This is a genomic window from Streptomyces sp. NBC_01717 (assembly GCF_036248255.1).
Taxonomy (GTDB): Bacteria; Actinomycetota; Actinomycetes; order Streptomycetales; family Streptomycetaceae; genus Streptomyces.
The window spans coordinates 2,819,947-2,845,601 of the sequence record NZ_CP109178.1; the positions used below are offsets into that span (position 1 = coordinate 2,819,947).

At 69.2% G+C, this 25,655-nt stretch carries 20 protein-coding genes; 6 read left to right on the forward strand and 14 right to left on the reverse strand.

Annotated elements, in window-relative coordinates; translation table 11 throughout:
• From OHB49_RS12780 to OHB49_RS12795, 4 genes are read right to left on the reverse strand one after another with little or no spacing between them, the layout of a single operon-like run.
• The gene (locus OHB49_RS12780) at nucleotides 1–1,860 is read right to left on the reverse strand and encodes an IucA/IucC family protein (RefSeq protein ID WP_329160341.1); all 1,860 of its coding nucleotides are present in this window, start codon (nucleotides 1,858–1,860) and stop codon (nucleotides 1–3) included.
• A gap of 60 nt (nucleotides 1,861–1,920) precedes the next feature.
• A complete protein-coding gene (locus OHB49_RS12785) occupies nucleotides 1,921–2,802 on the reverse strand; it encodes a GNAT family N-acetyltransferase (protein WP_329160343.1) in 882 nt (293 codons plus the stop codon).
• Nucleotides 2,803–2,847: 45 nt separating this feature from the next.
• Nucleotides 2,848–4,743, reverse strand: a complete 1,896-nt coding sequence (locus tag OHB49_RS12790) for an IucA/IucC family protein (protein WP_329160344.1) — start codon at nucleotides 4,741–4,743, stop codon at nucleotides 2,848–2,850.
• A 29-nt stretch (nucleotides 4,744–4,772) separates the two neighbouring features.
• Nucleotides 4,773–6,164 (reverse strand): diaminobutyrate--2-oxoglutarate transaminase family protein, encoded by a 1,392-nt coding sequence (locus tag OHB49_RS12795; protein WP_329160345.1) that lies wholly within the window; start codon nucleotides 6,162–6,164, stop codon nucleotides 4,773–4,775.
• Nucleotides 6,165–6,518: 354 nt separating this feature from the next.
• Here OHB49_RS12795 and OHB49_RS12800 point away from each other — a divergent pair, with 354 nt between their 5' ends.
• A complete protein-coding gene (locus tag OHB49_RS12800) occupies nucleotides 6,519–7,742 on the forward strand; it encodes a trypsin-like serine peptidase (protein WP_052189801.1) in 1,224 nt (407 codons plus the stop codon).
• Nucleotides 7,743–8,002: 260 nt separating this feature from the next.
• The gene (locus tag OHB49_RS12805) at nucleotides 8,003–9,175 is read left to right on the forward strand and encodes a trypsin-like serine peptidase (protein WP_329160348.1); all 1,173 of its coding nucleotides are present in this window, start codon (nucleotides 8,003–8,005) and stop codon (nucleotides 9,173–9,175) included.
• Between the two features lie 78 nt (nucleotides 9,176–9,253).
• On the opposite strand, the gene hflX is transcribed toward OHB49_RS12805, so the two are convergent.
• The 6 genes from hflX to miaA all read right to left on the reverse strand — a co-directional run bounded on the left by hflX (nucleotide 9,254) and on the right by miaA (nucleotide 17,255).
• Nucleotides 9,254–10,774, reverse strand: coding sequence for a GTPase HflX (gene hflX, locus OHB49_RS12810; RefSeq protein WP_030974119.1), 1,521 nt, complete (start codon nucleotides 10,772–10,774; stop codon nucleotides 9,254–9,256).
• 144 nt (nucleotides 10,775–10,918) lie between these two features.
• A complete protein-coding gene (locus OHB49_RS12815) occupies nucleotides 10,919–12,370 on the reverse strand; it encodes a M1 family metallopeptidase (protein WP_329160350.1) in 1,452 nt (483 codons plus the stop codon).
• A gap of 102 nt (nucleotides 12,371–12,472) precedes the next feature.
• Complete coding sequence (locus OHB49_RS12820; RefSeq protein ID WP_329160351.1) at nucleotides 12,473–14,638, reverse strand: RelA/SpoT family protein; 2,166 nt, start codon at nucleotides 14,636–14,638, stop codon at nucleotides 12,473–12,475.
• A gap of 142 nt (nucleotides 14,639–14,780) precedes the next feature.
• Nucleotides 14,781–15,653, reverse strand: a complete 873-nt coding sequence (gene dapF, locus OHB49_RS12825; RefSeq protein WP_329160353.1) for a diaminopimelate epimerase — start codon at nucleotides 15,651–15,653, stop codon at nucleotides 14,781–14,783.
• A gap of 118 nt (nucleotides 15,654–15,771) precedes the next feature.
• The gene (locus tag OHB49_RS12830) at nucleotides 15,772–16,209 is read right to left on the reverse strand and encodes a hypothetical protein (protein WP_093777337.1); all 438 of its coding nucleotides are present in this window, start codon (nucleotides 16,207–16,209) and stop codon (nucleotides 15,772–15,774) included.
• 107 nt (nucleotides 16,210–16,316) lie between these two features.
• Nucleotides 16,317–17,255: a tRNA (adenosine(37)-N6)-dimethylallyltransferase MiaA gene (gene miaA / locus OHB49_RS12835; RefSeq protein WP_030974127.1), complete on the reverse strand. Its 939-nt coding sequence runs from the start codon at nucleotides 17,253–17,255 to the stop codon at nucleotides 16,317–16,319.
• A gap of 324 nt (nucleotides 17,256–17,579) precedes the next feature.
• On the opposite strand from miaA, the gene OHB49_RS12840 reads away from it, so the two are divergent.
• Nucleotides 17,580–17,807 (forward strand): antitoxin, encoded by a 228-nt coding sequence (locus tag OHB49_RS12840; protein WP_329160355.1) that lies wholly within the window; start codon nucleotides 17,580–17,582, stop codon nucleotides 17,805–17,807.
• A 98-nt stretch (nucleotides 17,808–17,905) separates the two neighbouring features.
• Here the strand turns inward: OHB49_RS12840 and OHB49_RS12845 are convergent, their stop codons facing one another.
• Together OHB49_RS12845 and miaB are read right to left on the reverse strand one after the other, a co-directional pair.
• Nucleotides 17,906–18,628 (reverse strand): class III extradiol dioxygenase subunit B-like domain-containing protein, encoded by a 723-nt coding sequence (locus OHB49_RS12845; protein ID WP_329160357.1) that lies wholly within the window; start codon nucleotides 18,626–18,628, stop codon nucleotides 17,906–17,908.
• A gap of 122 nt (nucleotides 18,629–18,750) precedes the next feature.
• Nucleotides 18,751–20,253 carry a tRNA (N6-isopentenyl adenosine(37)-C2)-methylthiotransferase MiaB gene (miaB, locus tag OHB49_RS12850; protein WP_329160358.1) on the reverse strand — a complete coding sequence of 501 codons (1,503 nt, stop codon included), beginning with the start codon at nucleotides 20,251–20,253 and terminating at the stop codon, nucleotides 18,751–18,753.
• 97 nt (nucleotides 20,254–20,350) lie between these two features.
• Here miaB and OHB49_RS12855 point away from each other — a divergent pair, with 97 nt between their 5' ends.
• Nucleotides 20,351–21,349, forward strand: coding sequence for a TAXI family TRAP transporter solute-binding subunit (locus OHB49_RS12855; RefSeq protein WP_030974136.1), 999 nt, complete (start codon nucleotides 20,351–20,353; stop codon nucleotides 21,347–21,349).
• 156 nt (nucleotides 21,350–21,505) lie between these two features.
• Here OHB49_RS12855 and OHB49_RS12860 read toward each other — a convergent pair whose 3' ends face one another.
• A complete protein-coding gene (locus tag OHB49_RS12860) occupies nucleotides 21,506–22,900 on the reverse strand; it encodes a sensor histidine kinase (RefSeq protein WP_329160360.1) in 1,395 nt (464 codons plus the stop codon).
• Nucleotides 22,901–22,915: 15 nt separating this feature from the next.
• The gene (locus OHB49_RS12865) at nucleotides 22,916–23,608 is read right to left on the reverse strand and encodes a response regulator transcription factor (protein WP_329160362.1); all 693 of its coding nucleotides are present in this window, start codon (nucleotides 23,606–23,608) and stop codon (nucleotides 22,916–22,918) included.
• Between the two features lie 349 nt (nucleotides 23,609–23,957).
• On the opposite strand from OHB49_RS12865, the gene OHB49_RS12870 reads away from it, so the two are divergent.
• Nucleotides 23,958–24,743 (forward strand): amino acid ABC transporter ATP-binding protein, encoded by a 786-nt coding sequence (locus OHB49_RS12870; RefSeq protein ID WP_030974142.1) that lies wholly within the window; start codon nucleotides 23,958–23,960, stop codon nucleotides 24,741–24,743.
• Nucleotides 24,744–24,794: 51 nt separating this feature from the next.
• Nucleotides 24,795–25,637 (forward strand): glutamate ABC transporter substrate-binding protein, encoded by an 843-nt coding sequence (locus OHB49_RS12875; protein ID WP_329160365.1) that lies wholly within the window; start codon nucleotides 24,795–24,797, stop codon nucleotides 25,635–25,637.
• The last annotated feature ends 18 nt before the right edge of the window (nucleotides 25,638–25,655 follow it).

Genomic DNA, 25,655 nt, shown 5'->3' on the forward strand with positions numbered 1-25,655 from the left:
TCATGCGGAGGGATGGAGCGGGTTCGGAACGGTGCCGTGAACCGCGGCGTGCGGGCGCTCGGACCGGTCACGGTAACCGTCCCGGTACAGGCGGTTGCGGTTCAGGCAGAGGCGCTCGATGCGTGGCGTCAGCATGTCGAACATCTCGAACCTCTCCTTCAGCTCGGGAAAGCGGGCGTGGTGTCGCAGGATTTCGGCCCGCACGAGTGACCAGAATTCGGCCTCCGGGACCCCCAGCTGTTCCTCGCAGAGGCGGGACAGGAAGCGGAAGACGCCGACGAAGAGCCCCGAGTGGATGAACTGCGTGAGGAAGCCGGGCTCCTCGGTGAGCAGGATGCCACGCACGTCTTCCGGCATCGTCGCGTGCTCGGGCAGCGGCTGGGCGCTGATGTTCACATCGTCGACGAAGTCCTTGATCGCCAGCCGTACGGGCACGTCCTGGTCGTCGAAGACGACGATGGCGTTCTCGCCGTGCGGGGAGAAGACCGTTCCGTACTGGTAGAGGAAGTGCAGCAGGGGTGGGAGCAGCGCTGCGAAGAGCCGGGTCAGCCATGCGGTGGGGGTCAGACCCGAGCGGGTCACGAGCTCGGCGGTGAAGGCGCGGCCCTGCGCATCCGTGTGGAGCAGCGAGGCAAGGGTACGGGCGCGCTCGCCGGGCATGAGCCGGGGATGGAGCGGCTCGCGCCAGATCGCACCGAGGATCTCCTTGAACTGGTACGGCGCCTCAGGGAGATGGTCGTAGAGCGGATGCTCGACGGTCACGGAGGCCACCTCGCCGAGCAGAACGACACGGCAGGTGTCGCGCAGGAACGGGTCACGGTCTCGCAGGCCCTGGACCCAAGCGGTGACGGCGGGGGCCGCGAGCGTGCGCTCGGTCGGGAGGCCTCGCCAGACCAGCGTGTTGAGGATCGACAGAGGCAGTTTGACGGTGTGCCGGTCGGGGCGCCCCAGATTGGTGAACGTACGGATGGACTGCTGCGGCAGCCGGAGGTCGTCGTCGGTGTGCAAGGGGACGATGTCTCCGGCGGCGATGGCCGGTGCGAACAGCGGAACGATCCACTCGTCCCACTGCCAGGGGTGCACGGGAAGAAAGAGGTAGGCGCTGGGGTCGAGATCGCGGGCGCGGAGCTCGGCGGCGAAGGATGTGAGTACCGAGGCGTCCAGTTCCTGTGCGTAGAGCTGCTCGGGAGTCGCGAGGCCGGTCACACCCCGGTAGCCGCCGATCCGGGTACTGACAGCGATCCACGGCAGCTTGACCGGTCTGCGGGCTTCCGGGGTGAAGCGGGAGGCGTCGGCGGCGGAGAACCCCAGCCGTCCCTTGTTGGCGACGAGCCAGGGGTGGCCGGTCTGGTGTCCTTCGAGCTCCGCATAGTCGAGCTCGGCGAGTCGGGCGGCGGTGAAGGTGGTGTGGTCCAGCCGGGCATCGGCGGCGAGCGTGGTGGTGATCTCTCGGATGAGGTGGCCGAGGGTGGCTCCGTCGAGGTGGAGCAGGCGCCGTGCGCGGGCGAGGAACTGCAGCGGATCACGGAAGGGGACGGTCCGGGTCCTGCCGTCCTTGCCGGTCTCGCCAGGAGCGTTCCGATCGCTTGCGCGCATCGAGTCGGCGGCGACGTGCCAGCTGCCGTAGACGCCCCGTCCGGCTCGGAAGCTCAGCGTTGCGCCGTCGTCCAGCGCGAGGGTGTATGTGTCGCTCCCGCCGGGCTGAAGGGCCGGCTCGATGACTTCCTCGTACGCGAACTCGCCGAGCATTTTCGCGAGCAGCCGGGTGGCGACTCGGTCCCAGACCGTCCGGTTCAACTCTGGAGTACTGAGCAGCTCGGGCGACTCCGCTGACTCATGGTTCGCAGGATATGGCGGCACGGGGACTCCTCGGGACGGAACCGATGGGGTTCGAGCGGTGTATGTAATGCAGCAGGCCGATCACAGCTGGGCTCGGTGGGCTCGGTCGCGGATCATCAGAGCGGCTTGCTTGTCGGGGAGTTCGACTTCCGCGGAGAACCGGAAGCCGGCGCTCAGAAACGCCGAGACGGAGGGGGTGTTGCGCAGGTCGGGTTCCGCCACGACGCGCGCGCACTGCGGACGGTTGTCGAGTACAAGGTCGGAGACGGCCCGGAGAAGGGTGGTACCGATGCCGCGCCCGCGGTTCGTCACGCCACCGATGAGGAGGTGGACTCCGGTGTCATTCGGTCGGGCAGGGTAGTGACGCGCCAGCGGGTCGAGGTCCGCGCGGTAGATCTCCCAGTAGCTCATGGGGACGCCGGACAACACACCCAGGCAGGGGACGCTGCGTCCGTCGCCGTCGAGTTGGGGGCGCAGATGGGCGGCAGTGACGGCTTCTTCCCCGCCCAGTTCCCAGAACGCGGCGACTGCGGGGTCGTTCATCCACCGGCTGATCACCGCGAGATCGCGTTCCAGCCGTACGGGGACGAGCTGAAACACTCCGGCCGGCGTGGTGACCGGCCTCCACTCGGCCGGGTTGTCGAGCAGGTCGGAAGACTCCAGCCTGCTCGTGACACCAGGCGTGCCAGGGCCTTGGTTCGGGTGCGCGTCCGCAACCGTGCCTGTGCTCACGTCCTCCCCCTCGGTCGACGTGGATCCGCCCCGAGCCAGGGACTCCTTCAGGGACAGGGGTCCGTCGAAAGAAGCGGGGATCGGCTTCGGCGTTACCGTTGCCGGTTTGTCTTCCCCGAACAAGGCGAGGAATTCGTCGGGGAGTTGCAGGTCCAGGGTGTCCTCGGCGCCGGTACCGGCTCGGGAGGCAGGGCCGGTTCCGGCGCCGGTGTGCTCATCGGCGGGAGGCACGGTGATGCCTCTCCTCTCAGCAGTTCAGGCGGGGGTCATGTTCCTTCAGGCGCAGAGGGGGTTGGCGATGGTGACGTAGACGGACTGGGTGTCGACCGGGCCGACGAGTTCATCGAGGCCGTGCAGCCGGGTCAGCAGGTTGGCCTTGCACCGTAGGTTCGGCTTCTCCAGCAGTTGCGCGGGAAGCGGGGTGCCGAGGCCGGTGACTCCGCCGAGGAAGCGGCGGAGCGCGGCGATCAGCACCTGCTCATCGGCGAGGCGCTGGGAACCGAAGGCTCCGATGAGACCGAAGAGGTTGTTGATGCCTAGGTAGTAGGCGAAGCGCTCATCGGTGACCGAGTCGGAGACGAAGGTGTCGCTGACGGCTCCGATGCCCGGGAGCCTGTGCTCGAGGTCCGCGCGATGGGACTCGCGGAAGTAGTAGCCCTGGTTGTCCCGGTAGCGGCCACCGACAGGCCAGCCGTCGGCGTCGAGCAGCACCAGTGTGTTCTGCTGGTGGGCTTCGAGGGCGACGCCTGCTGTGGCGTCGAGCCAGAGCACGGGGCGTACGACGCGGTCGAGGTAGCGCAGGAACCACTCGGCAGCGACGGCTCCCTTGCTTCTGCCGGTGGCCGCGGCGAGGCGGACGACGACATCGGCGAGGCGTGAGTGCACGCCTGGCTGGTCGGGCCAGGGGCGCGGGGCCGTGAGGCCGGCGATGCACACCGCATCGTCGAGCGGGTGGAACGGGTTGTGGCGCACCATAACATCCAGACCGGAGACGGGTTCGCCGTCCGGCGCGTCGACGGCGAGCCATGCGGGGTCACGGACGATGTCGAAGCCGGGGTGGACGGCGTGCCACTGCGTGGCGAGCCCGCTGCGGAGCAGCCGGTGGACCTCCACCCCTCGGTGGAGTTCCTTGCGGAGGTTCTCACGACGGGAGTTGGTGATGCGTACGCCGAGGGAGAGCTTGAGCATGACGTCGGCACCGGGCTGGTGAACGGTCCGGACGGAGGAGGTGGGGTACCAGCGCTTGCCGTGCGGTCCCAGGTCGTGGAGGAGCTTCGCATCGAGCAGCGCTGCGACTTCGGGCCGGTGGCTCAGTTCGCGGGCCTGCCAGGGGTGGAGCGGAATCGGTGTGGTGTTCCGGGGTAGTTGCAGTCCCTCCGCGTGCTGGGCGACCAGGTCCTCCGCCGGTACGGGGCGCCCCCCCTCCGTCCAGGAGGACTCGGTGGCCAGCACGGAGCGATCGACAGCCATCCAGTGCAACGGGAAGGAGCCGTGCAACTCGGGTGAGTAGAGGCGGGATTCGGCCTCGGAGAGGCCTTCGCGGCTCTTGGGGCTGGGGTGCAGGGGGTGTCCGAGCAGAAGTGACTGCTCGGCGGTGAGGAAGAGGTCGGCGTCGGCGGGAGCCGTGGGTGTACGGCGCCGCTCAGCGATGAATCCGGCCGTGCGGCGTACCGAGTCGGCGACTCTGGCCACCATGTCGGCGCCCTCGTTCCGGTCCGCCTCGCGGCCCAGGAGGACCGCGACCGTGACGGCATCGGTGGTCGGCGCACCGTCGCGTGCCTCCTCCAGGACGGGCCGGCCGAAGCGGTGCCATCCCGTGGCGGACCAGTAGAGAACGGGGACGAGCAGAGCCGTCCCGCTGGCGGGCAACGGGATGCGAAGGGTGTCCCGGTCCGGTCGGGGCAGGTCGTTCTCCCGGACCCAGCAGCGCAGCAGGTTCTCGACACCTGCCGTATCTGCGGCCATGAGCGGGTCCGGGTGATCGAGCAGATCGGCAGTTCCGGTGCCGGTCGGTGGTACCTGTACCTGTGGGGTGCACCGACCGCCGCGAGGCGCGGCCTTCTGACGCGGCACGATCGTCTGCTCGACTGCGAGTCGGCCGACGAGCCCGGCCTGTCCTCGCTGCTGGCCGTCGGGAAGGCCGTCGGCCTCGGGCGCGGGGGTGGGGTTCACGGCGGTCTTCCTTGTGAGGGTGTCCGGGGTCAGCGAGCCGACCCGGTCATGGTTCGGCGGTGCGGCAAACGCTCGGCTGCTGCCAGGGCATCGGCGAGGCGGTCGAGGACCGCGGTTGCCTGTTCGTCGGTGAGCGTCAGGGGAGGGAGCAGGCGTACGACGGCGGAGTGGCGTCCGCCGAGTTCGACGATGAGACCGCGGCGCAGGCATTCCTGCTGCACTGCGGAGGCGAGGACCGGGTCGGGCGGGGCTTCAAGGCCGCCGCCGGTACCCCCGGCGGGGATGTCGGCCTCGGGGTCGACGAGCTCCACACCGATCATCAGGCCCCGTCCGCGGACGTCTCCGATGCACGGGTGGTCGATCGCCAGTGCCTGGAGGCGGGCGAGCATGCGGGCGCCCAGCGTCGCGGCACGCTCGGCGAGCCGGTTCTCACGAACGTAGGCGAGGGTGGCCGTACCGGCGGCCATCGCGAGTTGGTTGCCGCGGAAGGTGCCTGCGTGGGCGCCTGGATGCCAGGTGTCGAGTTCGGAGCGGTAGACGATCACAGCGAGCGGAAGGGAGCCGCCGATGGCCTTGGACAGCACCATCACGTCGGGGACGATCCCGCTGTGCTGGACTGCCCAGAAGGCGCCGGTCCGGCCGACGCCCGTCTGTACCTCGTCGGCGATCAGGGGGATGGACCGGGCTGCGGTGATCCGGCGCATCCGGCGCATCCAGCCGTCGGGGGCGGGGTTCACGCCGCCCTCGCCCTGTACCGGTTCGAGGATCATTCCGGCCGGCGCCGGCGCTCCGCCCTTGGGATCGTCCAGGAGACTCTCGGTCCACCGCGCGGCGACCTCGGCCCCCCGTTCGCCGCCGATACCGAACGGGCAGCGGTAGTCCTGCGGAAAGGGAAGCCGGGTGACCCGGACGTCCTCGGCGCCGCCCGAGGCCGCGAGGGCTCCCGCCGTCATCCCGTGGTACGCACCGGTGAAGGCCAGAAGCCCGCTGCGCCCGGTCGCGGCACGCACCAGCTTGAAGGCAGCTTCGACCGCGTCCGTGCCGGCCGGCCCGCAGAACTGGATCCGGGCGTTGTCGGCGAACTGCGGCGGGAGTGTGGCGAACAGCTCCGTGGTGAAGGCGTCCTTGACCGGGGTTGCCAGGTCGAGGACGTGCAGGGGCGCACCCGAGTCGATGACGTTCTTGATCGCTTCCAGAACGACCGGATGGTTGTGCCCGAGGGCCAGCGTGCCCGCTCCGGAGAGACAGTCGAGATAGCGTCGTCCGTCCGCGCCTTCGATGGTCAGCCCGCGGGCCCGTACCGGCACGATCGGCAGTGACCGCGCATAGGTACGGGCGGCCGACTCGCGCAGCGACTGCCGGCGCAGGATCCCCTCGTGCACCGAGGGTGGTGCCAACGGTGCAGGTTCGGTCACGGCCACGGCTGTTGGTCCTCCCGCTGTAACAGTTGCGTTGCACGTCAGTACGTTTCCGCAAGGACGGACTGCTGAGTTGAACGCTGTCCGCAAGCCCCGCGTACGTACCAACGACGCCGGACGCAGGGGATCACGGGTAAATCGGAAGATCCTGGCGGAGACGGAACCGTGGCCCTGCCGCGATCCGTCCCCACCGGCACCGGCATAGTGGGGGACCGCGCCGGGACTTCGGGCAACTTTTCGGATTCCTTGGTGCGTTGGCAACGAAGCGTTCGGAGCGGCGTCCGGGGCAGCACCTCAGCGCACTGTCCGAGTGCAGTACAGAAGTATTGAGTTACGAAGTCCCAGGGGGATCACCACATGCGACTCATTCGACCAGTTCTTACGGCACGTCAGGGGCGGGGAGCGCGTCGCGCGCCCTCCTCGCTGCTCGCCGTGGCCGCGGTCACGGCCGTTCTCGCACTCACCGCCACCGCCTGCGGGCCGAGTGAGGAGAAGGCGAGTGCCGAACCCAGCAGCTCCGCCGACCAGTCCTCCGACAACAAGATCGTCATTCCGGACGATCTGAAGGACCGGCTCAAGGAGCACGGGATCGACCTCGACCAGTGGAGGAACGGCGAGTGGAAGAACTGGGACAAGGACAAGTGGCTGCGTGAGGCCAAGGACTTCGTCAACCCGATCATCGAGGACCTCTGGGACCCGGAGCGCATGCGGGATGCCGACAAGGCGCCCGAGCAGCCGGTCGACAACGACATCTCGGGCGACGCCGGCGTGACGGATCCGACACCGGCACCGGTGCGGGCCACGAACGCGCAGACTCCGTACCACGACAGCGCCGCGGAGTCCGGGAAGCTCTTCTTCGACGGCCCCGAGGGCTCCATGGTCTGCTCCGCGACCGTGGTGAAGGACCCGGCGCACCCCGGGAAGTCCAACATGGTGTGGACGGCCGGGCACTGTGTGCACGCGGGCAAGAAGGGCGGCTGGTACCGCAACATCGCCTTCGTGCCGTCCTACAACAACAGCGGTCTGTCGATCGCCGAGCTGCAGAACGCGCCCAAGGAGCAGATAGCCCCCTACGGCGTGTGGTGGGGCCAGTGGGCGCAGACGTCCGACCAGTGGATCGCCGACGGCGGCCCGACCGGTGGCCAGGGCGCTCCGTACGACTTCGCGGTACTGCATGTCGCCCCGGAGAAGGGGGCGACCGGAAAGTCGCTGGAGGAGACGGTCGGTGCGGCGCTGCCCGTCGACTTCAACGCTCCGGCCGTGCCCAGGATCGACAGCATGACGGCAACCGGCTTCCCGGCCGCGCCGCCGTACGACGGTCAGAAGCTGCTGCAGTGCAAGGACAAGCCGGGCCGGCTCTCGCTCACGAGGGAGGACCCGACGATGTACCGCGTCGGGTGCACCATGACCGGCGGCGCCTCCGGTGGCGGCTGGGTCGCGGCAGGCCAGGACGGCAAGCCCGCCCTCGTATCGAACACGTCCATCGGCCCGGTGACGGCGGGTTGGCTGGCCGGGCCGCGTCTCGGCAAGGAAGCGAAGGGCGTCTACGACGCGGTCAGCAGGAAGTACGCCGGGCAGTGACCCGTACGAACTGGCCGCCGCCGACTTGTGGGTGACGGCCAACCAGGGGCCCTCGGTGCGACGACAGTCCACCGGAGGCCCCTGCGGACCGGGCAGTCGTCCGGCTCGCAGAGGACCCTGGCATCCGGTACCCCGGTGGCGAAAGCCGTGCACCGGACCGTCATAGGGTGTCTCTGCACATTCGGTGGTCGCCCATCCGACCACCTCTTCGCATGACACGTTCATGGCAATTCTCAGAGATTTCAGGGGGAATCTTTTCCATGCGATCCATACGTCCGCTGCTGGCCGCGACCGGCCTCGTCATCGTGCTCGCGCTGTCGGCCACAGCCTGTGGTCCGAGCGAGGACGAGGCAGCCGACAAGCCGGCCGCCACCGAATCCGCCGGTGGCAACGACGGCAGCGGCGGCATCCCCGCCGATCTGGCCGAGACGCTGAAGAAGCACGGCGTCGACCCGGAGAAGTGGAGGAACGGCGAGTGGAAGAACTGGGACAAGAACAAGTGGCTACGTGAGGCCAAGGACTTCGTCAACCCGGTGATCGACGGGCTGTGGAAGCCCGAGCGGATGAAGTCCGCCAAGGACCCGGCGAAGACGATGGCGGCCGGTGACTTCTCCGGCGACCAAGGCGTCACCGACCCGGAGCCCGCACCGGTCAAGGCCCGGCCCGAGGACCTTCCCTACCACGACCACGCGGCCCCGGTCGGCAAGGTGTTCTTCGACTCCCCCGAGGGCTCCATGGTCTGTTCGGGCACGGTCGTCAAGGACCCGAAGAACCCGGGCAGGTCCAACCTGGTGTGGACGGCCGGACACTGTGTCCACGCCGGTGCGAAGGGCGGCTGGTACCGCAACATCGTCTTCGTGCCCGCGTACAACGACAAGGGAAAGTCCGCCGCCGCACTGGAGAACGCCCGGCCGGAGGAGATCGCCCCGTACGGTGCGTTCTGGGCCGACTGGGCCACGTCCTCCGGCGAGTGGATCGCCCGTGGCGGTCCCACCGGCGGCGAGGGTGCTCCGTACGACTACGCGGTGCTGCACGTGAAGCCGGAGAACGGCACGAAGTCCCTGGAGGAGACCGTGGGCAACGCCCTGCCGGTCAACTTCGACGCCCCCGAGATCTCGCAGATCAGCGCCATGGGCGCCTGGGGCTACCCGGCCGCTCCCCCGTACGACGGTCTGATCATGCATAAGTGCGTCGACCGTCCCGGCCGACTCTCCATCAGCCCCAGCACCCCGACGATGTACCGCATCGGCTGCACCATGACCGGCGGTTCCTCCGGCGGCGGCTGGTTCAGCGAGGGCGCCGACGGCAAGCTGGCTCTGGTGTCCAACACCTCTATCGGCCCGGTGACTTCGGGCTGGCTCGCAGGACCCCACCTGGGCGAGGGCGCGCAGCAGATCTTCACGATGATGAGCGTCAAGTTCGCCGGTCAGTAGCAGGATCCCCGTTCACGCTCGAAGGCCCGCTCCCTCATCTCGAGGGAGCGGGCCTTCGGTCCGTGCGGAGTCGTGCTGTCAGTGCGCCGCGAGCGCGAACGTTGCGAGGTCCGCGGCCAGTTGCTCATGCACCCGCGCCTTGAGCAGCGTGCCCTCCGAGGTGTGCTCCTCGGAGATCACTTCGCCGTCGGCGTGCACCCGGGAGACAAGTCCGCCCTGGGTGTACGGCACGAGCGCCTCGATCTCGACCGACGGCCGCGGCAGTTCGGTGTCGATGAGCGCGAGCAGCTCCGCCATACCGGCACCGGTGCGCGCCGAGACGGCGATGGCGTGCTTCTCGATCCGCAGCAGGCGCTGCAGGACCAGCGGGTCGGCCGCATCGGCCTTGTTGATCACGACGATCTCGGGCACGTCCAGCGCACCCACATCGCGGATCACTTCGCGCACCGCGGCGAGCTGCTCCTCCGGCACCGGGTGGGAGCCGTCCACCACATGCAGGATCAGGTCGGATTCGCCGACCTCCTCCATGGTGGAGCGGAACGCCTCGACGAGGTGGTGCGGCAGATGCCGTACGAACCCGACCGTGTCGGCCAGGGTGTAGGTCCGGCCGCTCGGCGTCTCGGCCCGGCGGACGGTCGGGTCCAGCGTGGCGAACAGTGCATTCTCCACAAGGACGCCCGCGCCGGTCAGCCGGTTGAGCAGCGAGGACTTGCCGGCGTTGGTGTAGCCCGCGATGGCGACCGAGGGCACCTTGTTGCGCTTGCGCTCCTGACGCTTGATCTCGCGGCCGGTCTTCATCTCCGCGATCTCCCGGCGCATCTTCGCCATCTTCTCGCGGATCCGACGCCGGTCCGTCTCGATCTTGGTCTCACCGGGACCACGGGTCGCCATGCCGCCACCGCCGCTGGACCCGCCACCGCCCATCTGCCGGGACAGCGACTGACCCCAACCGCGCAGTCGCGGCAGCATGTACTGCATCTGAGCGAGCGAGACCTGCGCCTTGCCCTCTCGGGACTTGGCGTGCTGGGCGAAGATGTCGAGGATCAGGGCGGTCCGGTCGACCACCTTGACCTTGACGACGTCCTCGAGATGGATCAGCTGGCCGGGGCTGAGCTCACCGTCGCAGACGACGGTGTCGGCCCCTGATTCGAGGACGATGTCACGCAGTTCCAGCGCCTTGCCGGAGCCGATATACGTAGCGGGGTCGGGCTTGTCGCGACGCTGGAAGACGGCATCGAGCACCTGGGCGCCCGCCGTCTCCGCAAGCGCGGCAAGCTCCGCGAGCGAATTCTCCGCGTCCTGCACGGTCCCCGAAGTCCAGACGCCGACCAGCACCACGCGCTCCAGGCGCAGCTGTCGGTACTCGACCTCGGTGACGTCCTCGAGCTCGGTGGAGAGGCCCGCCACACGCCGCAGCGCGGCACGCTCGGAACGGTCGAACTGTTCGCCGTCCCGCTCTCCGTCGATCTCGTGGCTCCAGGCGACGTCCTCTTCCATCAGGGCGTCGGCCCGAAGGCTCTCGGTGAGGCTCTCGGTGACGTTCTCCGTGGCACTCTGCGCGTTCTGCGCGTCCTGGGGAAGGGAAGAAGAGGAGGTCATTGGATCCTTACGTCGATAGAAGTCCGTTACATCAGTCACAACGTGTGACCTTCCTGGATGATTCCCTCGGGGGAGAATCTCCGGTCCGGCCGCCGCGGCGACCCGTCGATAGTGGCATGGCCCGGCCGGACCCGTCACCCGGGTTTACCCCCGTCCGGCGGGCTGTGTGCTGTGCCAGTCCGGGTGCCCCGGCATCGGCGGAGTCTTCGTCCCGTACAGCCAGCCGTGGAAGAACGCGGTCAGGTCGCGCCCCGCGATCTGCGACGCCAGCCGGACGAAGTCCTTCGTGGTCGCGGTGGAATCGCGATGGGTGCTGACCCAACGGCGTTCCAGCTGGTCGAACGCGGGCTCGCCGATCTCCTGGCGCAGCGCGTAGAGGACCAGTGCGCTGCCGTCGTACACGGCCGGCCGGAAGATGCTGATCTTCTCGCCGGGCGCCGGGGCGGCGGGGCGGGCGGGCGGGCCTCCGGCGGCGCGCCAGCTGTCGGACCTGGTGTACGCGTCGCGCATCCGGCGTTCCAGCGGCCGCTTGGCGTGTTCCTCGGCGTAGCGGGCCTCGTACCAGCTGGCATGTCCTTCATTGAGCCAGAGATCCGACCACGACTGCGGGGAGACGCTGTCGCCGAACCACTGGTGTGCCAGCTCGTGCACCATGAGCGACTCGACGTACCACTCGGGGTAGATGCCTGAGGTGAACACGGACCGTTCGAAGAGCGTGAGCGTCTGGGTCTCCAGCTCGAAGCCGGTCTTCGTGTCGGCGACCAGCAGTCCGTATGTCTCGAAGGGGTAGGGGCCGACCTGCCGCTCCATCCACTCCAGCTGCCCCGGCGTCTTCTTCAGCCACCGTTCGAGGACCTTGGCATCGGCGGCCGGCACCACGTCCCGAACCGGCAGTCCGTGGGGGCCGGTCCGCTCAAGGACAGTGGAGCGGCCGATGGAGACCTGGGCCAGCTCGGTGGCCATGGGGTGTGCGGTCCGGTAGGTCCAGGTGGTCGAGGAGCCGTGTCGGACCTTGCCTGCGGGCAGGCCGTTGGCGACCACCGTCAGTTCCTTGGGTGCGGTGACCCGGAAGGTGAAGTACGCCTTGTCGGCCGGGTGGTCGTTGCTGGGGAAGACCCGGTGGGCGGCGTCGGCCTGGTTGGCCATGGCGAGGCCGTCGGAGGTGCGCACCCAGCCGCCGCTGTTCTGGTCGCCGCTCGGGTCGCTGGTGTGCCGGACGGTGATGTGGAGCGGCACTCCGGCCGGAAGCCTGCCGGGGGCTTCCACTACGAGGTCCTCGTCCGCGGTGGCGAAGTCGGCCCGCAGACCGTTGATGTCGACAGTGCGGACAGTGCCGCGGTCGAAGTCGAGGTTGATCCGGTCGAGCGGCTCGGTGGTCAGCGCGTCGATCGTGGTGACGGCGTCCAGTGGCTTGTTGTTGCCGTGATAGGTGAACCCGACGTCGTACGAGAGGACGTCGTAGCCCGGGTTGCCGAGGTGAGGGAAGAGCGAGTCTCCGATGCCGAGCGGCACGGGTGCGGGCAGGGTGGCGGCAACGAGGGTGGCCGAGGCAATGGCAAGCAGGGCGGCCCGCAGGCGGCGGGGGATGAACGGCATGGACTACGGCTACCAGCGACGACCGCCGGGTCCGGGTGCGGCGCGCGCCGCGCCACTCGAACGAGGGGCCGGTGCGGCGGCCGGGCGCTGCGAGGCGGTGGTTCAGACGGCGGCGGCCGGGTGCTGGGCACGGCTCACGTCGTACACCCCCGGCACGTCACGCATCGCGCGCATCAGCGCGGGCAGTCCGGCGGCGTCCGGGAGCTGAAGGGTGTAGGTGTGCCGGACGCGCTGCTCGCTGGGTGGCTCGACGGTGGCGGCGATGATCGCCGCGTCCGCTGCCGCGATGGCCTCGGTGAGATCGGCGAGCAGCCGCGGGCGTCCGAAGGACTCGGCGACGAGGGTGACCCGGCAGGCCGCCGCATCGCCCCAGCCGACCGCGACGGGCGTCCGGCCGGCGGCCAGCATCCTGGCCACCGCGGGACACTCCTGCCGGTGCACGGTGACGGCGCCGCCGCGCACGGTGAATCCGGTGACGGCATCGGGCGGTACGGGGGTGCAGCAGCCCGCCAGACGTACGGTGGCGTCCGGCCGGCCCACGACCACGGTCGCCGCGCGGTCGGCGGACCGGTCGCTTCCGGAAGGTGCCGAGGCCATGGGTTGCGGGTCGGGTCTGCGGCCTGCGGGCCGGCTGCCGTAGGAACCCTGGGGGGCCTGCGGGTGGGCGCCGAGCCAGCCGGTGATCGCGATGCGCGCGGCGGGCGTACGGGCGTGGTCGAGCCAGTCGGGTGAGGGACCGGACGTCGCGTCCTCGGCCAGCAGCAGCTGCACGGTGTCTCCGTCGCTGAGCACGGTGGAGAGCCTGGCGAGCCGGCCGTTGACCCTGGCTCCGATGCAGCTGTGCGCCTCGTCGCCGTACTGCGCGTAGGCGGCATCGACGCAACTGGCCCCGGCGGGGAGGCCGAGGGTGCCGCCGTCGGTGCGGAAGACCGTGATCTCGCGGTCCTCGGCGAGGTCGGCGCGGAGTGTGGTCCAGAAGGTGTCCGGGTCGGGGGCGGACTGCTGCCATGCGAGGAGCCGGGAGAGCCAGCCGGGCCGGGTCGGGTCGGCGCGCTCGCCGTCCGCGGGTTCGGCCGTCTGCGGCGCGGAGGTGCTGTCCGCGGTGTAGGGGTTGCCGAGCGCGATCACGCCCGCTTCGGCGACCTTGTGCATCCGATGCGTACGGATGAGGACTTCGGCGACCGCGCCCCCCGGGCCGACGACAGCGGTGTGCAGCGACTGGTACAGGTTGAACTTGGGGGCCGCGATGAAGTCCTTGAACTCGGAGATCACCGGGGTGAAACAGGTGTGGAGTTCGCCGAGGACGCCGTAGCAGTCGGCGTCCTCGCCGACAAGCACCAGCAGGCGGCCGAAGTCGGTGCCACGCAGTTCGCCGCGTTTGATCCGGACGCGGTGCACCGAGACGTAGTGCCGTGGCCTGATCAGGACTTCGGCGGGAATGCCGGCGTCCCGCAGCACGGCTCTGACGTTCTCGGCGATGGCGGAGAGAGGGTCGTCGGTGACCGTGGCGCCCGCTTCACCCGAGGCGGCCGAACCTGGTGACGCTGCGGCGATCAGTGCCCGGGTGTGTTCGTACTCCTCGGGGTGGAGGATCGCGAAGACAAGGTCCTCCAGCTCGGTCTTGAGCGCCTGTACCCCGAGCCGTTCGGCGAGCGGGATCAGCACATCGCGGGTGACCTTCGCGATCCTCGCCTGTTTCTCGGGGCGCATCACCCCGAGGGTGCGCATGTTGTGCAACCGGTCGGCGAGCTTGATCGACATCACCCGGACGTCGTCCCCGGTGGCGACGAGCATCTTGCGGAATGTCTCGGGCTCGGCCGCCGCACCGTAGTCGACCTTCTCGAGTTTGGTGACGCCGTCGACGAGGTAGCAGACCTCTTCGCCGAACTGCTCCCGCACCTGATCAAGGGTTACCTCGGTGTCCTCGACGGTGTCATGGAGGAGGGACGCGGTGAGCGTCGTCGTCTCGGCGCCGAGTTCGGCGAGGATCAGCGTGACCGCGAGCGGGTGCGTGATGTACGGCTCACCGCTCTTGCGCATCTGCCCCCGGTGGGAGGACTCTGCCAGGACGTAGGCCTTGTGCAGGACGGTCAGGTCGGCGTCCGGATGATGGGCCCGGTGGGCCTCGGCGACATGGCCGATCGCGTCGGGCAGCCGGTCGCGGGAGACGGGTCCGAGCAGGGCGACCCGGCCGAGTCTGCGAAGATCGATCCGGGGACGGCCTCGTCTGCGGATGGGAGCACCTGGGTCGGTGGCCTCTGCGCTCATGGGGGCACCTCCGGCAAACGTCGACCGGCGGTGGGAAGGTGCGGACGCGCCTCCGGGCCGGTGCTTGATGCTACCGACCCCACCACGTGGCGGAGTCCGGCTCTCGCTCAGCGTGAAACGGATCACCCATTCGAGCGAAGCTTCAGCCGGTCACCGTTTCGAGCCAGGCCGGATCGATCATGCCTTCGGCGACGATGACAGCGGCCCCGGTCATCTCGATCTCACCGTCCGGCTGCTCGGTGATCAGCAGGGTCCCGCCGGGCAGATCGACCCTGTACGTGACCGGAGTGCCCGTCTGCGCGGGGTCGGCGCCGTCCCTGCGGGCTGCGGCGACGGCCACCGCGCAGGCGCCGGTGCCGCAGGAGCGGGTCTCGCCGGAACCGCGCTCGTGAACCCGCATGGCGACGTGGCGCGGTCCGCGGTCCACGACGAACTCGATGTTGACGCCGTCGGGGTAGACGGCTGCGGGGGTGAACGGCGGTACGGAGCGCAGCTCCCCGGCGTGCGCCAGGTCGTCGACGAAGGCGACCGCGTGGGGGTTGCCCATATTGACGTTCCGGGCGTCCCAGCTGCGGCCGTCCACCGTGACGGTGACGCCCGCGCCGGGGAGCAGGGCGCACCCCATGGAGACCGTGATGTCGCCGCCCTTGGCGATGTGGACCTTCTTCACGCCACCCCGGGTCGCGACCGCGAGATCGCCCTCCTCGACGAGCCCGGCGTGCTGCAGATAGCGGGCGAAGACCCGCACACCGTTGCCGCACATCTCGGCGATGGAACCGTCGGCATTGCGGTAGTCCATGAACCACTCGGCCTCGCCCGCCATGGCTCGCGCCTCGGGATGCGCGGCAGACCGCACGACGTGCAGCAGACCGTCACCTCCGATACCGGCCCGGCGGTCGCAGAGCCGGGCGACGACGGATGCGGGCAGGTCGATGGCGTCGTCCGGGTCGGGAACGATCACGAAGTCGTTCTCGGTGCCGTGGCCCTTGAGGAAGGCGATCTGCGAGGTGCTCACAGGGCAACTGTACGAGGCCGCACCGACAGCGGGCGAAGGCGGGCCACCAGTCGACGGGCAGGGCGGACGGCAGGGACGAGACGGGCCGGCAGGTGAGCCGCCGCGCCCGGGATCCGCGTCAGCGCAGTCGGGCCACGCGCCACACGGCCAGCGCCACCAGCACCCCGCACACGGCCACGTACAGCGCGATCACGCGCCAGTCGGGGCGCTCGCCCATGCCCCTGGCGGGCAGGCCCGGCCAGGTGTGCCCGACCCTGCGGGCGGCCATCATGCCCCAGCCGGCGGCGCAGCAGCTGATCAGCAGTCCCAGCATGGCGACGACCGCACCGCCGTCGCCGAACTCGAAGGCGAGCGGGAAGGCGAACATCAGCGAGCCGACTGCCGCGAGCATGACGATCGGGGCGAGCTGCCAGATCCGCAGACGGCGAGCGGGCCGCAGCTCGACCTCCACCTCGGGGGTCACCTCGAGCTCGTCGGGCCCGTCAGGGCTCAGACGTCCCGCCTCGTGCTGCGTGTCCGGTGCGTCTTGTTCTGTGTCGCGAGGGCCGGCCTCCATCGCCACGCGCCCTCCCAACTCGGACTCCACTGGTCGATCGATGCTCGATGATGGCACGCTCCCGGTCACCGAAATGACGGGCAGGGCTTCCCGATGCCATCACGTGATCAGGCTGTAACCGCTCGTTCGACCAACGCCAGCGCCTCGTGCGGGAGTTCCCGGCGGTGGTCGGCGGCACCATTCAGCCACCGGACACGCGGGTCGCGGCGGAACCAGGAGTCCTGACGGCGCGCGAAGCGTTTGGTGGCGCGTACCGTCTCGGCGCGCGCCTCGTCCTCGGTGCACTCCTGCGCCAGTGCGGCAAGCACCTGCTGATAGCCCAGCGCACGGGAGGCGGTTCGCCCTTCGCGCAGCCCCTGCGCCTCCAGGGCGCGCACCTCGTCCACGAGCCCGGCCTCCCACATCCTGTCGACCCGGAGGGCGATGCGTTCGTCGAGTTCGGGGCGGGCCACGTCGACCCCGATCTGAACGGCATCGTAGACCGCTTCGCCGCCCGGAAGATTGGCGGTGAACGGCTTGCCGGTGATCTCGATGACTTCGAGGGCCCGGACGATGCGCCGCCCGTTGCTCGGCAGGATGGCCCGGCCCGCCTCGGGGTCCGCGGCGGCGAGCCGGTCGTGCAGCGCACCGGAGCCGTGCTCCGCCAGTTCCCGCTCCAGCCCGGCGCGTACGCCGGGGTCCGTACCGGGGAACTCCAGGGCGTCGATGGCACCCTTCACGTACAGCCCGGAGCCGCCGACGAGGACGGGGGTGCGGCCCTCGGCGAGCAGCCGGTCGATCTCGAGGCGGGCCAGTCGCTGGTATTCGGCCACGCTGGCGGTCTCGGTGACGTCCCAGATGTCCAGCAGCCGGTGGGGTACGGATCCGCGCTCTGCGAGCGTCAGCTTGGCCGTGCCGATATCCATCCCCCGGTAGAGCTGCATGGAGTCGGCGTTGACCACTTCGCCACCGAGCTGCTGGGCGAGAAATACGCCCAGATCGGACTTTCCGGCTGCGGTGGGACCGACGACGGCGATGACCCGCGGTGCGGGAGATGGACTTCTCACCGCCCCAGTCTCGCAAACCTCCGGCCTCCTTCCCGAACCAGCTACGTGCGGGCTTCCCGAGCGGGCTACGTGATGGTGCGAGGCCGGAGGCGTTCGCCGCCGCGGCGCACACACGAGCCGCGAGTGGCGCAATGGGGCTCCCGGTCGGCGCGGGATCACGCTCGCCCGAGTAAAATATTGAGTAGATATGGGCGTTGTTCAACCGTTTCGCCGGTCGTCCTCACGGACGGTCAGGGAAGCCACAGCCGCCATCACAACGACTGGACGAGACGGAGAGGACGCCCGCACTCAGCCCCCCAGCAGAGAAGGTGTCCGATGGGCCTCATGGACAGTCTGAAGGCCAAGCTCAGCCCGGCAAGGGACAAGGTCGGCGATTTCGCGCAGCAGCATGAGGACAAGATCGACCAAGGACTCGACAAGGCTGCTCGGACGGTCGATCAAAAGACCAAGGGCAAATACACCGACAAGATCGAGTCCGGCACACGAAAGGCCAAGGATGCGGTCGAACGGCTGTCCCACAAGAGCGAGGGCGGTATGCCGCCCACTCCCTGATCTCGACACCCTCACGTCATGTCACGCACCTGACGCCCGTGGAGCCGCGTCGCTCCACGGCCGTCGGGTGTCCGGCACCGGCTCCGTGTGACGCGGTCTCAGAACCAGGTGGCGACCATGTATCCCACACCGTACGGGGCGTCCTCGTAGAGCAGCCGACCGCTCAGACCGGCCCCCTCCGCTGCGCCCGCCAGCACCTGCCACGGCGCCCGGCCCACCGCCTTCAGTTCGTACGCCAGCGACTCGTCCAGCGCGTTCAGCGTGGCGAGGTCCGCGGCCGCGAGAGCCCGTGACGCCTCGGTGTCGAACGAAACGGCGCGCTCGTCCAGGTAGCCGGGCGCCTTGAGCGTGCGGCAGGCGCTGCCGTCACCCATGACCAGCAGAGCCACCCGGTCGGCCCTGGCCGCCAGCTCCCGCCCGGCGTTCGCGCAGCGCTCGGCTTCGAGCGCCTCCCCCACCCCGAGACCCTCGACCGGGGCGTCGGCCCAGTCCGCACGGGCAAGCAGCCACGCGCCGACGGCGAGGGACGGTGGAAGCGGACGCTCCACCCGAGCGTCGGCAGGGTCTCCCCCGAGCCCCAGCCGTACATCGAGATCGACGCCGAAACCCTTGAAGGAGCCCTGGGTCCCCTCGGGATGCGGACCACGCCCGTCGACGTCCGCGGGCCCGATCACTATCAGCAGGTCGGGGCGGGCCGCGGCGAGCACGCCCAGGGCGTCGATGCACGCGGTCCTCGCGGCGTCGAGCTCGGAGGCGGCACCGGCGGCGACCTCGGGTACCAGCAGGGGCGGACAGGGGCAGACAGCTGCGGCGACAAGCATGCTGGGCAGCGTACTGCGTCGACTGTTTCCCCTGGTCATACGGCCTGAGGATTCCTGCTGCCCGCGGATTCGCGTCGCCCGCGAGCTCCTGCAGCCCGCGGGTCGCCGCCTTCTGATGCTGGTCAGTCGCACCCGCAGCCGGGAGCCGACGCGGCCGGCAGCGGGGCCAGGGCGCCGATGCCGGGCAGCCCCAGCATCACCCCGGCCGGCTTGGCCGCCTCGGCGGCGGTGCGCTTCTCCCACGCGTCACCGGAACGGGTGCGTCGTACGCTCAGCGGCGCACCCTCGGCGAGCAGGTGGTGCGGGGCGGCGTAGGTGATCTCGACTGTCACCACATCGCCCGGCCGCACGTCCTCGTCCGGCTTGGTGAAGTGGACCAGACGGTTGTCGGGAGCGCGGCCGGAGAGCCGGTGGGTGGCGCCGTCCTTGCGGCCCTCGCCCTCCGCGACCATGACCTCCAGGGTCCGGCCGACCTGCTTCTTGTTCTCGTCCCAGGAGATCTCCTCCTGGAGGGCGGACAGGCGCATGTACCGCTCCTGGACGACCTCCTTCGGGATCTGCCCCTCCATCTCGGCAGCCGGGGTTCCGGGGCGCTTGGAGTACTGGAAGGTGAAGGCGTTCGCGAAGCGCGCCTGGCGGACCGCGTGCATGGTCTGCTGGAAGTCCTCCTCGGTCTCGCCGGGGAAGCCCACGATGATGTCGGTGGAGATGGCGGCGTCCGGCATCGCGGCGCGCACCTTCTCGATGATGCCGAGGAACCGCTCCTGCCGGTAGGAGCGTCGCATCGCCTTCAGGATCGTGTCCGATCCCGACTGCATCGGCATGTGCAGCTGCGGCATCACGTTCGGTGTCTCGGCCATCGCCGCGATCACGTCGTCCGTGAAGTCGCGGGGGTGCGGCGAGGTGAAGCGGACCCGCTCCAGGCCCTCGATCTTCCCGCAGGCCCGCAGCAGCTTGGAGAAGGCCTCTCGGTCCCCGATGTCGGAGCCGTACGCGTTCACGTTCTGACCGAGCAGGGTGATCTCGGAGACACCCTCGGCGACCAGCGCCTCGATCTCGGCCAGGATGTCGCCGGTCCGGCGGTCCTTCTCCTTGCCGCGCAGCGCCGGGACGATGCAGAAGGTGCAGGTGTTGTTGCAGCCGACGGAGATGGAGACCCACGCCGCGTAGGCGGACTCGCGGCGGGTGGGGAGGGTGGAGGGGAACGCCTCCAGGGACTCGGCGATCTCGATCTGCGCCTCCTCCTGGATACGGGCGCGCTCCAGGAGCACCGGCAGCTTGCCGATGTTGTGTGTGCCGAAGACGACGTCGACCCACGGGGCCCGCTTGACGATCGTGTCGCGGTCCTTCTGCGCGAGACAGCCGCCGACCGCGATCTGCATCCCGGGCCGCTTCGTCTTCATCGGGGCGAGCCGGCCGAGATTGCCGTAGAGCTTGTTGTCGGCGTTCTCCCGCACCGCGCAGGTGTTGAAGACGACGACATCGGCGTCACCGTCGGCGCCCTCGGGCGCACGTACGTAACCAGCGCCCTCCAGCAGCCCCGACAGCCGCTCGGAGTCGTGGACGTTCATCTGGCACCCGTAGGTGCGCACCTCGTACGTTTTCAAACCCTCTACCTCGCTCATCTCGTCCACCAGGGTACGAGGTCCCACGGCCCTCTCGCCGCCCCCTCCACAGGCCCGGCTCTGGCCATCGCGCTCAGTGACCTGGCAGGATCGCGCCATGCTCGATGCACTGTCCCGTACCGGCCGGCGGCGAGCCCTCCAGGGGGGCGCCGCGACTGTCGTCGTTCTCGGGCTGCTGCTGTGGTGGGTGCTGCCGCTCGGGGAACCCACCCCGAGCGGGTCGCTGACCTTCAGCACCGGGGTGCGCAGCGGGGTCTACCAGCGCTACGGCGAGCGGCTCAGAGGGGCGCTCGCCAAGGACATGCCAGAGGTGTCGATACGGCTGCAGACCTCGGAGGGCTCCCAGCAGAACATCGAGCGGGTGGCCACGGGGAAGGCCGACTTCACCATCGCCACGGCCGACGCCCTGGCCACGTATCTGCGGGACGACAAGCCGGGTGCCGAACGACTGCGCGGCTGCGTGCGGCTGTACGACGACTACATCCAGCTGGTCGTGCCCCGGGACTCCGACGTGCAGCAGGTCTCGGATCTCATGGGCAAGCAGGTCGGGGTGGGGCAGCCGGGTTCGGGCGTGCGGCTGGTCGCCGACCGTCTGATGACGGCTGCGGGTCTTGATCCGACGCATGACATCACTCCGGTTCCGGCCGGTATCGACACGATGCCGAAGCGGCTGGAGAACGGCCTGCTCGACGCGTTCTTCTGGTCCGGCGGGCTGCCGACCACCGCGGTTCAGGAGTTGTCGGACCGGTTCGCGATCAGGCTTGTGCCCTTGGAGGACCCACTGATCAAGCAGCTTCAGGCCGGCGGCGGGTCGACCCGCTACTACCGCTCGGCCATGATGCCTGCCGACGCCTATCGCAACGCGCAGCAGGGGCAGGCCGTGCCGACGGTGGCGGTCGCCAATGTGGTGGTCACCACGGACCGTACGGACGCCGCGATGACCGAGGCGTTCACCCGGACCGTGATCGACAGCCGGGACCGCATCGGACGCGAGGTGCACGCGGCGCAGCTGGTGGACCTGCGGACGGCGATCTACACGAATCCACTGCAGCTGCACGACGGGGCGAGGCGCTACTACCGCTCGGTCAAACCCTGACACAGGGGAGGTGGCGTCCCGCGCACCTCGGCCCGGTCGAGCCTCCCAGTACGGAGTGGCGTCCCCGTACCCCCGTGCTCTCCGCGTCTCCCGTGCTCTCCGCTCGGCCGCTCGAAGGCGGTCCCCCGCGTACTGTCAGCGGTCCCCCGCGCGCCGTCAGCCGTGCGGGCCGTTGCGCGGGACCGTCACCGTCACCCGCAATCCGTGAGGCTCGTGCGGCGCGTACGTGAGGGAGCCGCCGCCCGCAGCGAGCAGGGCGCGCGAGATGGAGAGCCCGAGGCCGGATCCCCGCACGTTCTGATGCCGGGTACTGCGCCAGAAACGGTCACCGATCCGCTCCAGTTCCTGGTCGGTCAGGCCCGGCCCGCGGTCCGCGACGACCACTGTGACGTCCTCCCGCCCGGAGGCGACCGTCACACGGACCTCCTCACCGGCGGGGGTGAACTTGCACGCGTTGTCGATGACGGCGTCGAGGGCGCTCGACAGCGCAATGGGGTCCGCCCAGGCGGTCACGGCGGATGCCCCGTCCGCTGTCAGCCGTACCCCGTTCTCCTCCGCGAACGGACGCCACGAGGCGACCCGTTCGGCGGTGAGCGCGCCGATGTCCGTGAGCTGGAGATCGGCCGCGGCGTGCTCGGCCAGTGCCAGGTCCAACAGGTCGTCCAGAACCTGACCGAGCCGCTTGCCCTCCGTACGGACGGAGGCGATCTCCTCGTTTCCCTCAGGAAGTTCGAGCGCGAGGAGCTCGATGCGCAGCAGTAGCGCGGCAAGGGGGTTGCGCAGCTGGTGCGAGGCGTCGGCGACGAAGGCGCGCTGCTGCTCCAGCACTTCTTCGACGTTGTCCGCCATCTCGTTGAACGACCGGGCCAGGCGTCTGAGTTCCGGGGGTCCTCCGGAGGCCGCCACCCGGGATCTCATCCGGCCGCTGGCTATGTCGTGCGCCGCCGTGTCCAGGGTCTGCACGGGCAGCAGGACCCAGCCGGTGAGCCGGATCGCGGCACCGACGGCCACCAGCATCGCGACCACTTCGCCGACCGCGATCAGCAGCCAGCCACGTATCGTCCGGGAGCGCATTTCGCTGGTGGGCGAGTCGAGGACCACGACGGCGACCACATCGCCGTCCCGCACGACGGGCGAGGCGACGACGACCCGGCCACGCTGCCAGGGCCAGACCTGTGGCGGATCGTGGCTGCGGCGCCCGAGCAGCGCCTCGCTGAACGCCTCGCGCCCCTCGCCCTCGACCGGGAGCCGCCAGGTTGCCGGAGCCACCGCCATGGCGCTGCGGTCGCGATAGAAGACGCCGGCCCGGATCCCGTACACGGAGTCGTACGTCTCGAGTTCGGCCTGGAGCGTGCGACGCCGTTCATCGGTGCCGCTGGTCTGTTCGGCGACGAACTGGGCCAGCGCGGCGAAGCGTGCGGTGTCGTCGATGCGATCGATCACGACGCGCTGCTGCTGAGCGGCGGCCACGCTGACGGCCAGCGGGAAGCCGAGGGCGAGCAGCACGCCCGCCATCAGGATGATGAGCAGGGGAAGGAGACGGGTACGCACCTGGGACGTACGCCCTTACGCGGACGGGGCGACGAGCCGGTAGCCGACCCCCCGCACGGTCTCGATCAGTGCGGGCAGCCGCAGTTTGGAACGCAGGGACGCGACGTGCACTTCGAGCGTGCGGCCCGTTCCCTCCCAGCTGGTGCGCCACACCTCGCTGATGATCTGCTCGCGGCGGAACACCACACCCGGTCGCTGGGCGAGCAGCGCGAGCAGATCGAACTCCTTGCGGGTGAGCTGGACTTCGGTGCCGTCGACGCTGACCCGGCGGGTCGGGAGCTCAATGTGGACATGGCCCAGCTGCAGGGCGGCGACGGGCGTCGGCACCGTGTCCTCCCCGGCCGACTTGCGCCTGCTGACCGCGTGGATGCGGGCGAGCAGTTCGCCGGTGTCGTACGGCTTGACGACGTAGTCGTCCGCTCCGAGGTTGAGGCCGTGGATCCGCGACCGGACATCGGCCCGCGCGGTCACCATGATCACCGGCGTGGAGGTGCGCTTGCGGATCTTCCCGCACACCTCGTAGCCGTCCTGGTCGGGCAGTCCGAGGTCGAGGAGCACGACCCCGAAGGGTTCCGTGTCCGTGGGCAGAAGGGCCTTCAGGGCCTCCTCGCCACTGCGCGCGTGCACGACCTGGAAACCGTGCCGGGCGAGCACCGCGGACAGGGCGGCCGCCACATGGTTGTCGTCCTCGACGAGCAGCAGCCTCATGGCCCCCCTTCCTCTCCGCGATGCGGTCCATCTCCCGCGGCGCTGTCTTCAAGCGCTTCCGTGCGCTTGTCCATACTTCCCGGTACTTCCCCGTACCGGGGTGTTTCACGTCATGGTCTATCAGGGCATCCACGCCGATGACCGGTAGGTCAGTCAAGAGCCCGCCCATTACATCGAGGTTTCCGTTATGCACCCGGTACGCCCCCGCTACCTCTTCCGCCGTCCCGTTCACGCGGTGTGTCCGGTTGCCGCCGGATCGTTATGCTCAATTTCCGCTCAGATGTAATGACGGTGGTCGCACTGCGTCATTAGGGTCCTTCCCAACCGAGGAGGACGGAGCAAGAAGCCGATGAGCGGAGTTTCAGTGACCAAGGCCGCCGAGGATGCCGTACCTGCGGCGAACGACCTTGTCGTACTGAGCAACGTCAACAAGCACTTCGGCGCGCTGCATGTGCTCCAGGACATCGACCTGACCATCGCCCGGGGCGAGGTCGTGGTCGTCATCGGGCCTTCCGGGTCCGGGAAGTCCACGCTGTGCCGCACGATCAACCGCTTGGAGACGATCGACTCGGGCGCGATCTCTATCGACGGCAAGCCGCTGCCCCAGGAGGGCAAGGAGCTGGCCAGGCTGCGTGCCGATGTCGGCATGGTCTTCCAGTCGTTCAATCTCTTCGCGCACAAGACGGTGCTCGAGAACGTGATGCTGGGGCAGCTCAAGGTCCGCAAGGCGGACAAGAAGGCTGCCGAGGACAAGGCGCGGTCGCTGCTCGACCGGGTGGGCGTGGCGACGCAGGCCGACAAGTACCCCGCCCAGCTCTCCGGCGGTCAGCAGCAACGAGTGGCCATCGCACGGGCGTTGGCGATGGACCCCAAGGTCATGCTCTTCGACGAGCCGACCTCGGCACTCGACCCGGAAATGATCAATGAGGTGCTGGAGGTCATGCAGCAGCTCGCCCGGGACGGCATGACCATGGTCGTCGTCACCCATGAGATGGGCTTCGCGCGCTCGGCGGCCAACCGTGTCGTCTTCATGGCGGACGGGAAGATCGTCGAAGAGGCGACGCCCGACCAGTTCTTCAGCAACCCGCGCAGTGACCGGGCCAAGGACTTCCTCTCGAAGATCCTTCACCACTGATCTCCGGATCAGCTGTTCACTCACATCGCGTCAACTCTAGGGAAGTTCACCATGCAGCTTCGTAAGGTCACCGCCGCATCGGCCGCCGTGCTCGCGCTCGCTCTCACCGCCACCGCCTGTGGCTCCTCCGACGACGAGGGCGGCGACTCGGCGGGCGGCGGCAAGAAGATCACGATCGGCATCAAGATCGACCAGCCCGGTATCGGTCTGAAGACGCCCGACGGCAAGTACACCGGTTTCGATGTCGATGTCGCCACGTACATCGCCAAGGAACTCGGCTACGACGCCAAGGACATCAACTTCAAGGAGACCAAGAGCGCCGACCGCGAGACGGCGATCGAGCGCGGTGACGTCAAGTTCATCGCCGCCTCCTACTCGATCAACGACGAGCGGCTGCAGAAGGTCGACTTCGCGGGCCCGTACCTGCTGGCGCACCAGGACATCCTCGTCCGCGCCGACGACTCCTCGATCAAGTCCCCGGCCGACCTGAACAGCAAGAAGCTGTGCTCGGTGACCGGCTCCACCTCGGCTCAGAACGTCAAGGAGAAGCTGGCGCCGAAGGCCCAGCTGCAGGAGTACGGCGGCTACTCCGAGTGCCTCACCGGCCTGGAGAACAAGGTCGTCGACGCACTGACCACCGACGACAGCATCCTGGCCGGTTTCGCCTCGCAGAAGGACTTCCAGGGGAAGTTCAAGCTGGCCGGCTTCAAGATGAGCAACGAGAACTACGGCATCGGCCTGAAGAAGGGCGACGCCGACCTCAAGAAGAAGATCGACGACGCGCTCACCAAGATGGTCTCGGACGGTTCCTGGGACGAGGCGGTGAAGGCCAACTTCGGTCCGGCGAACTACAAGAACGAGCAGGCCCCGAAGATCGGCAACATCGTCAAGTGAAGCAGGGCTGACCCGGCG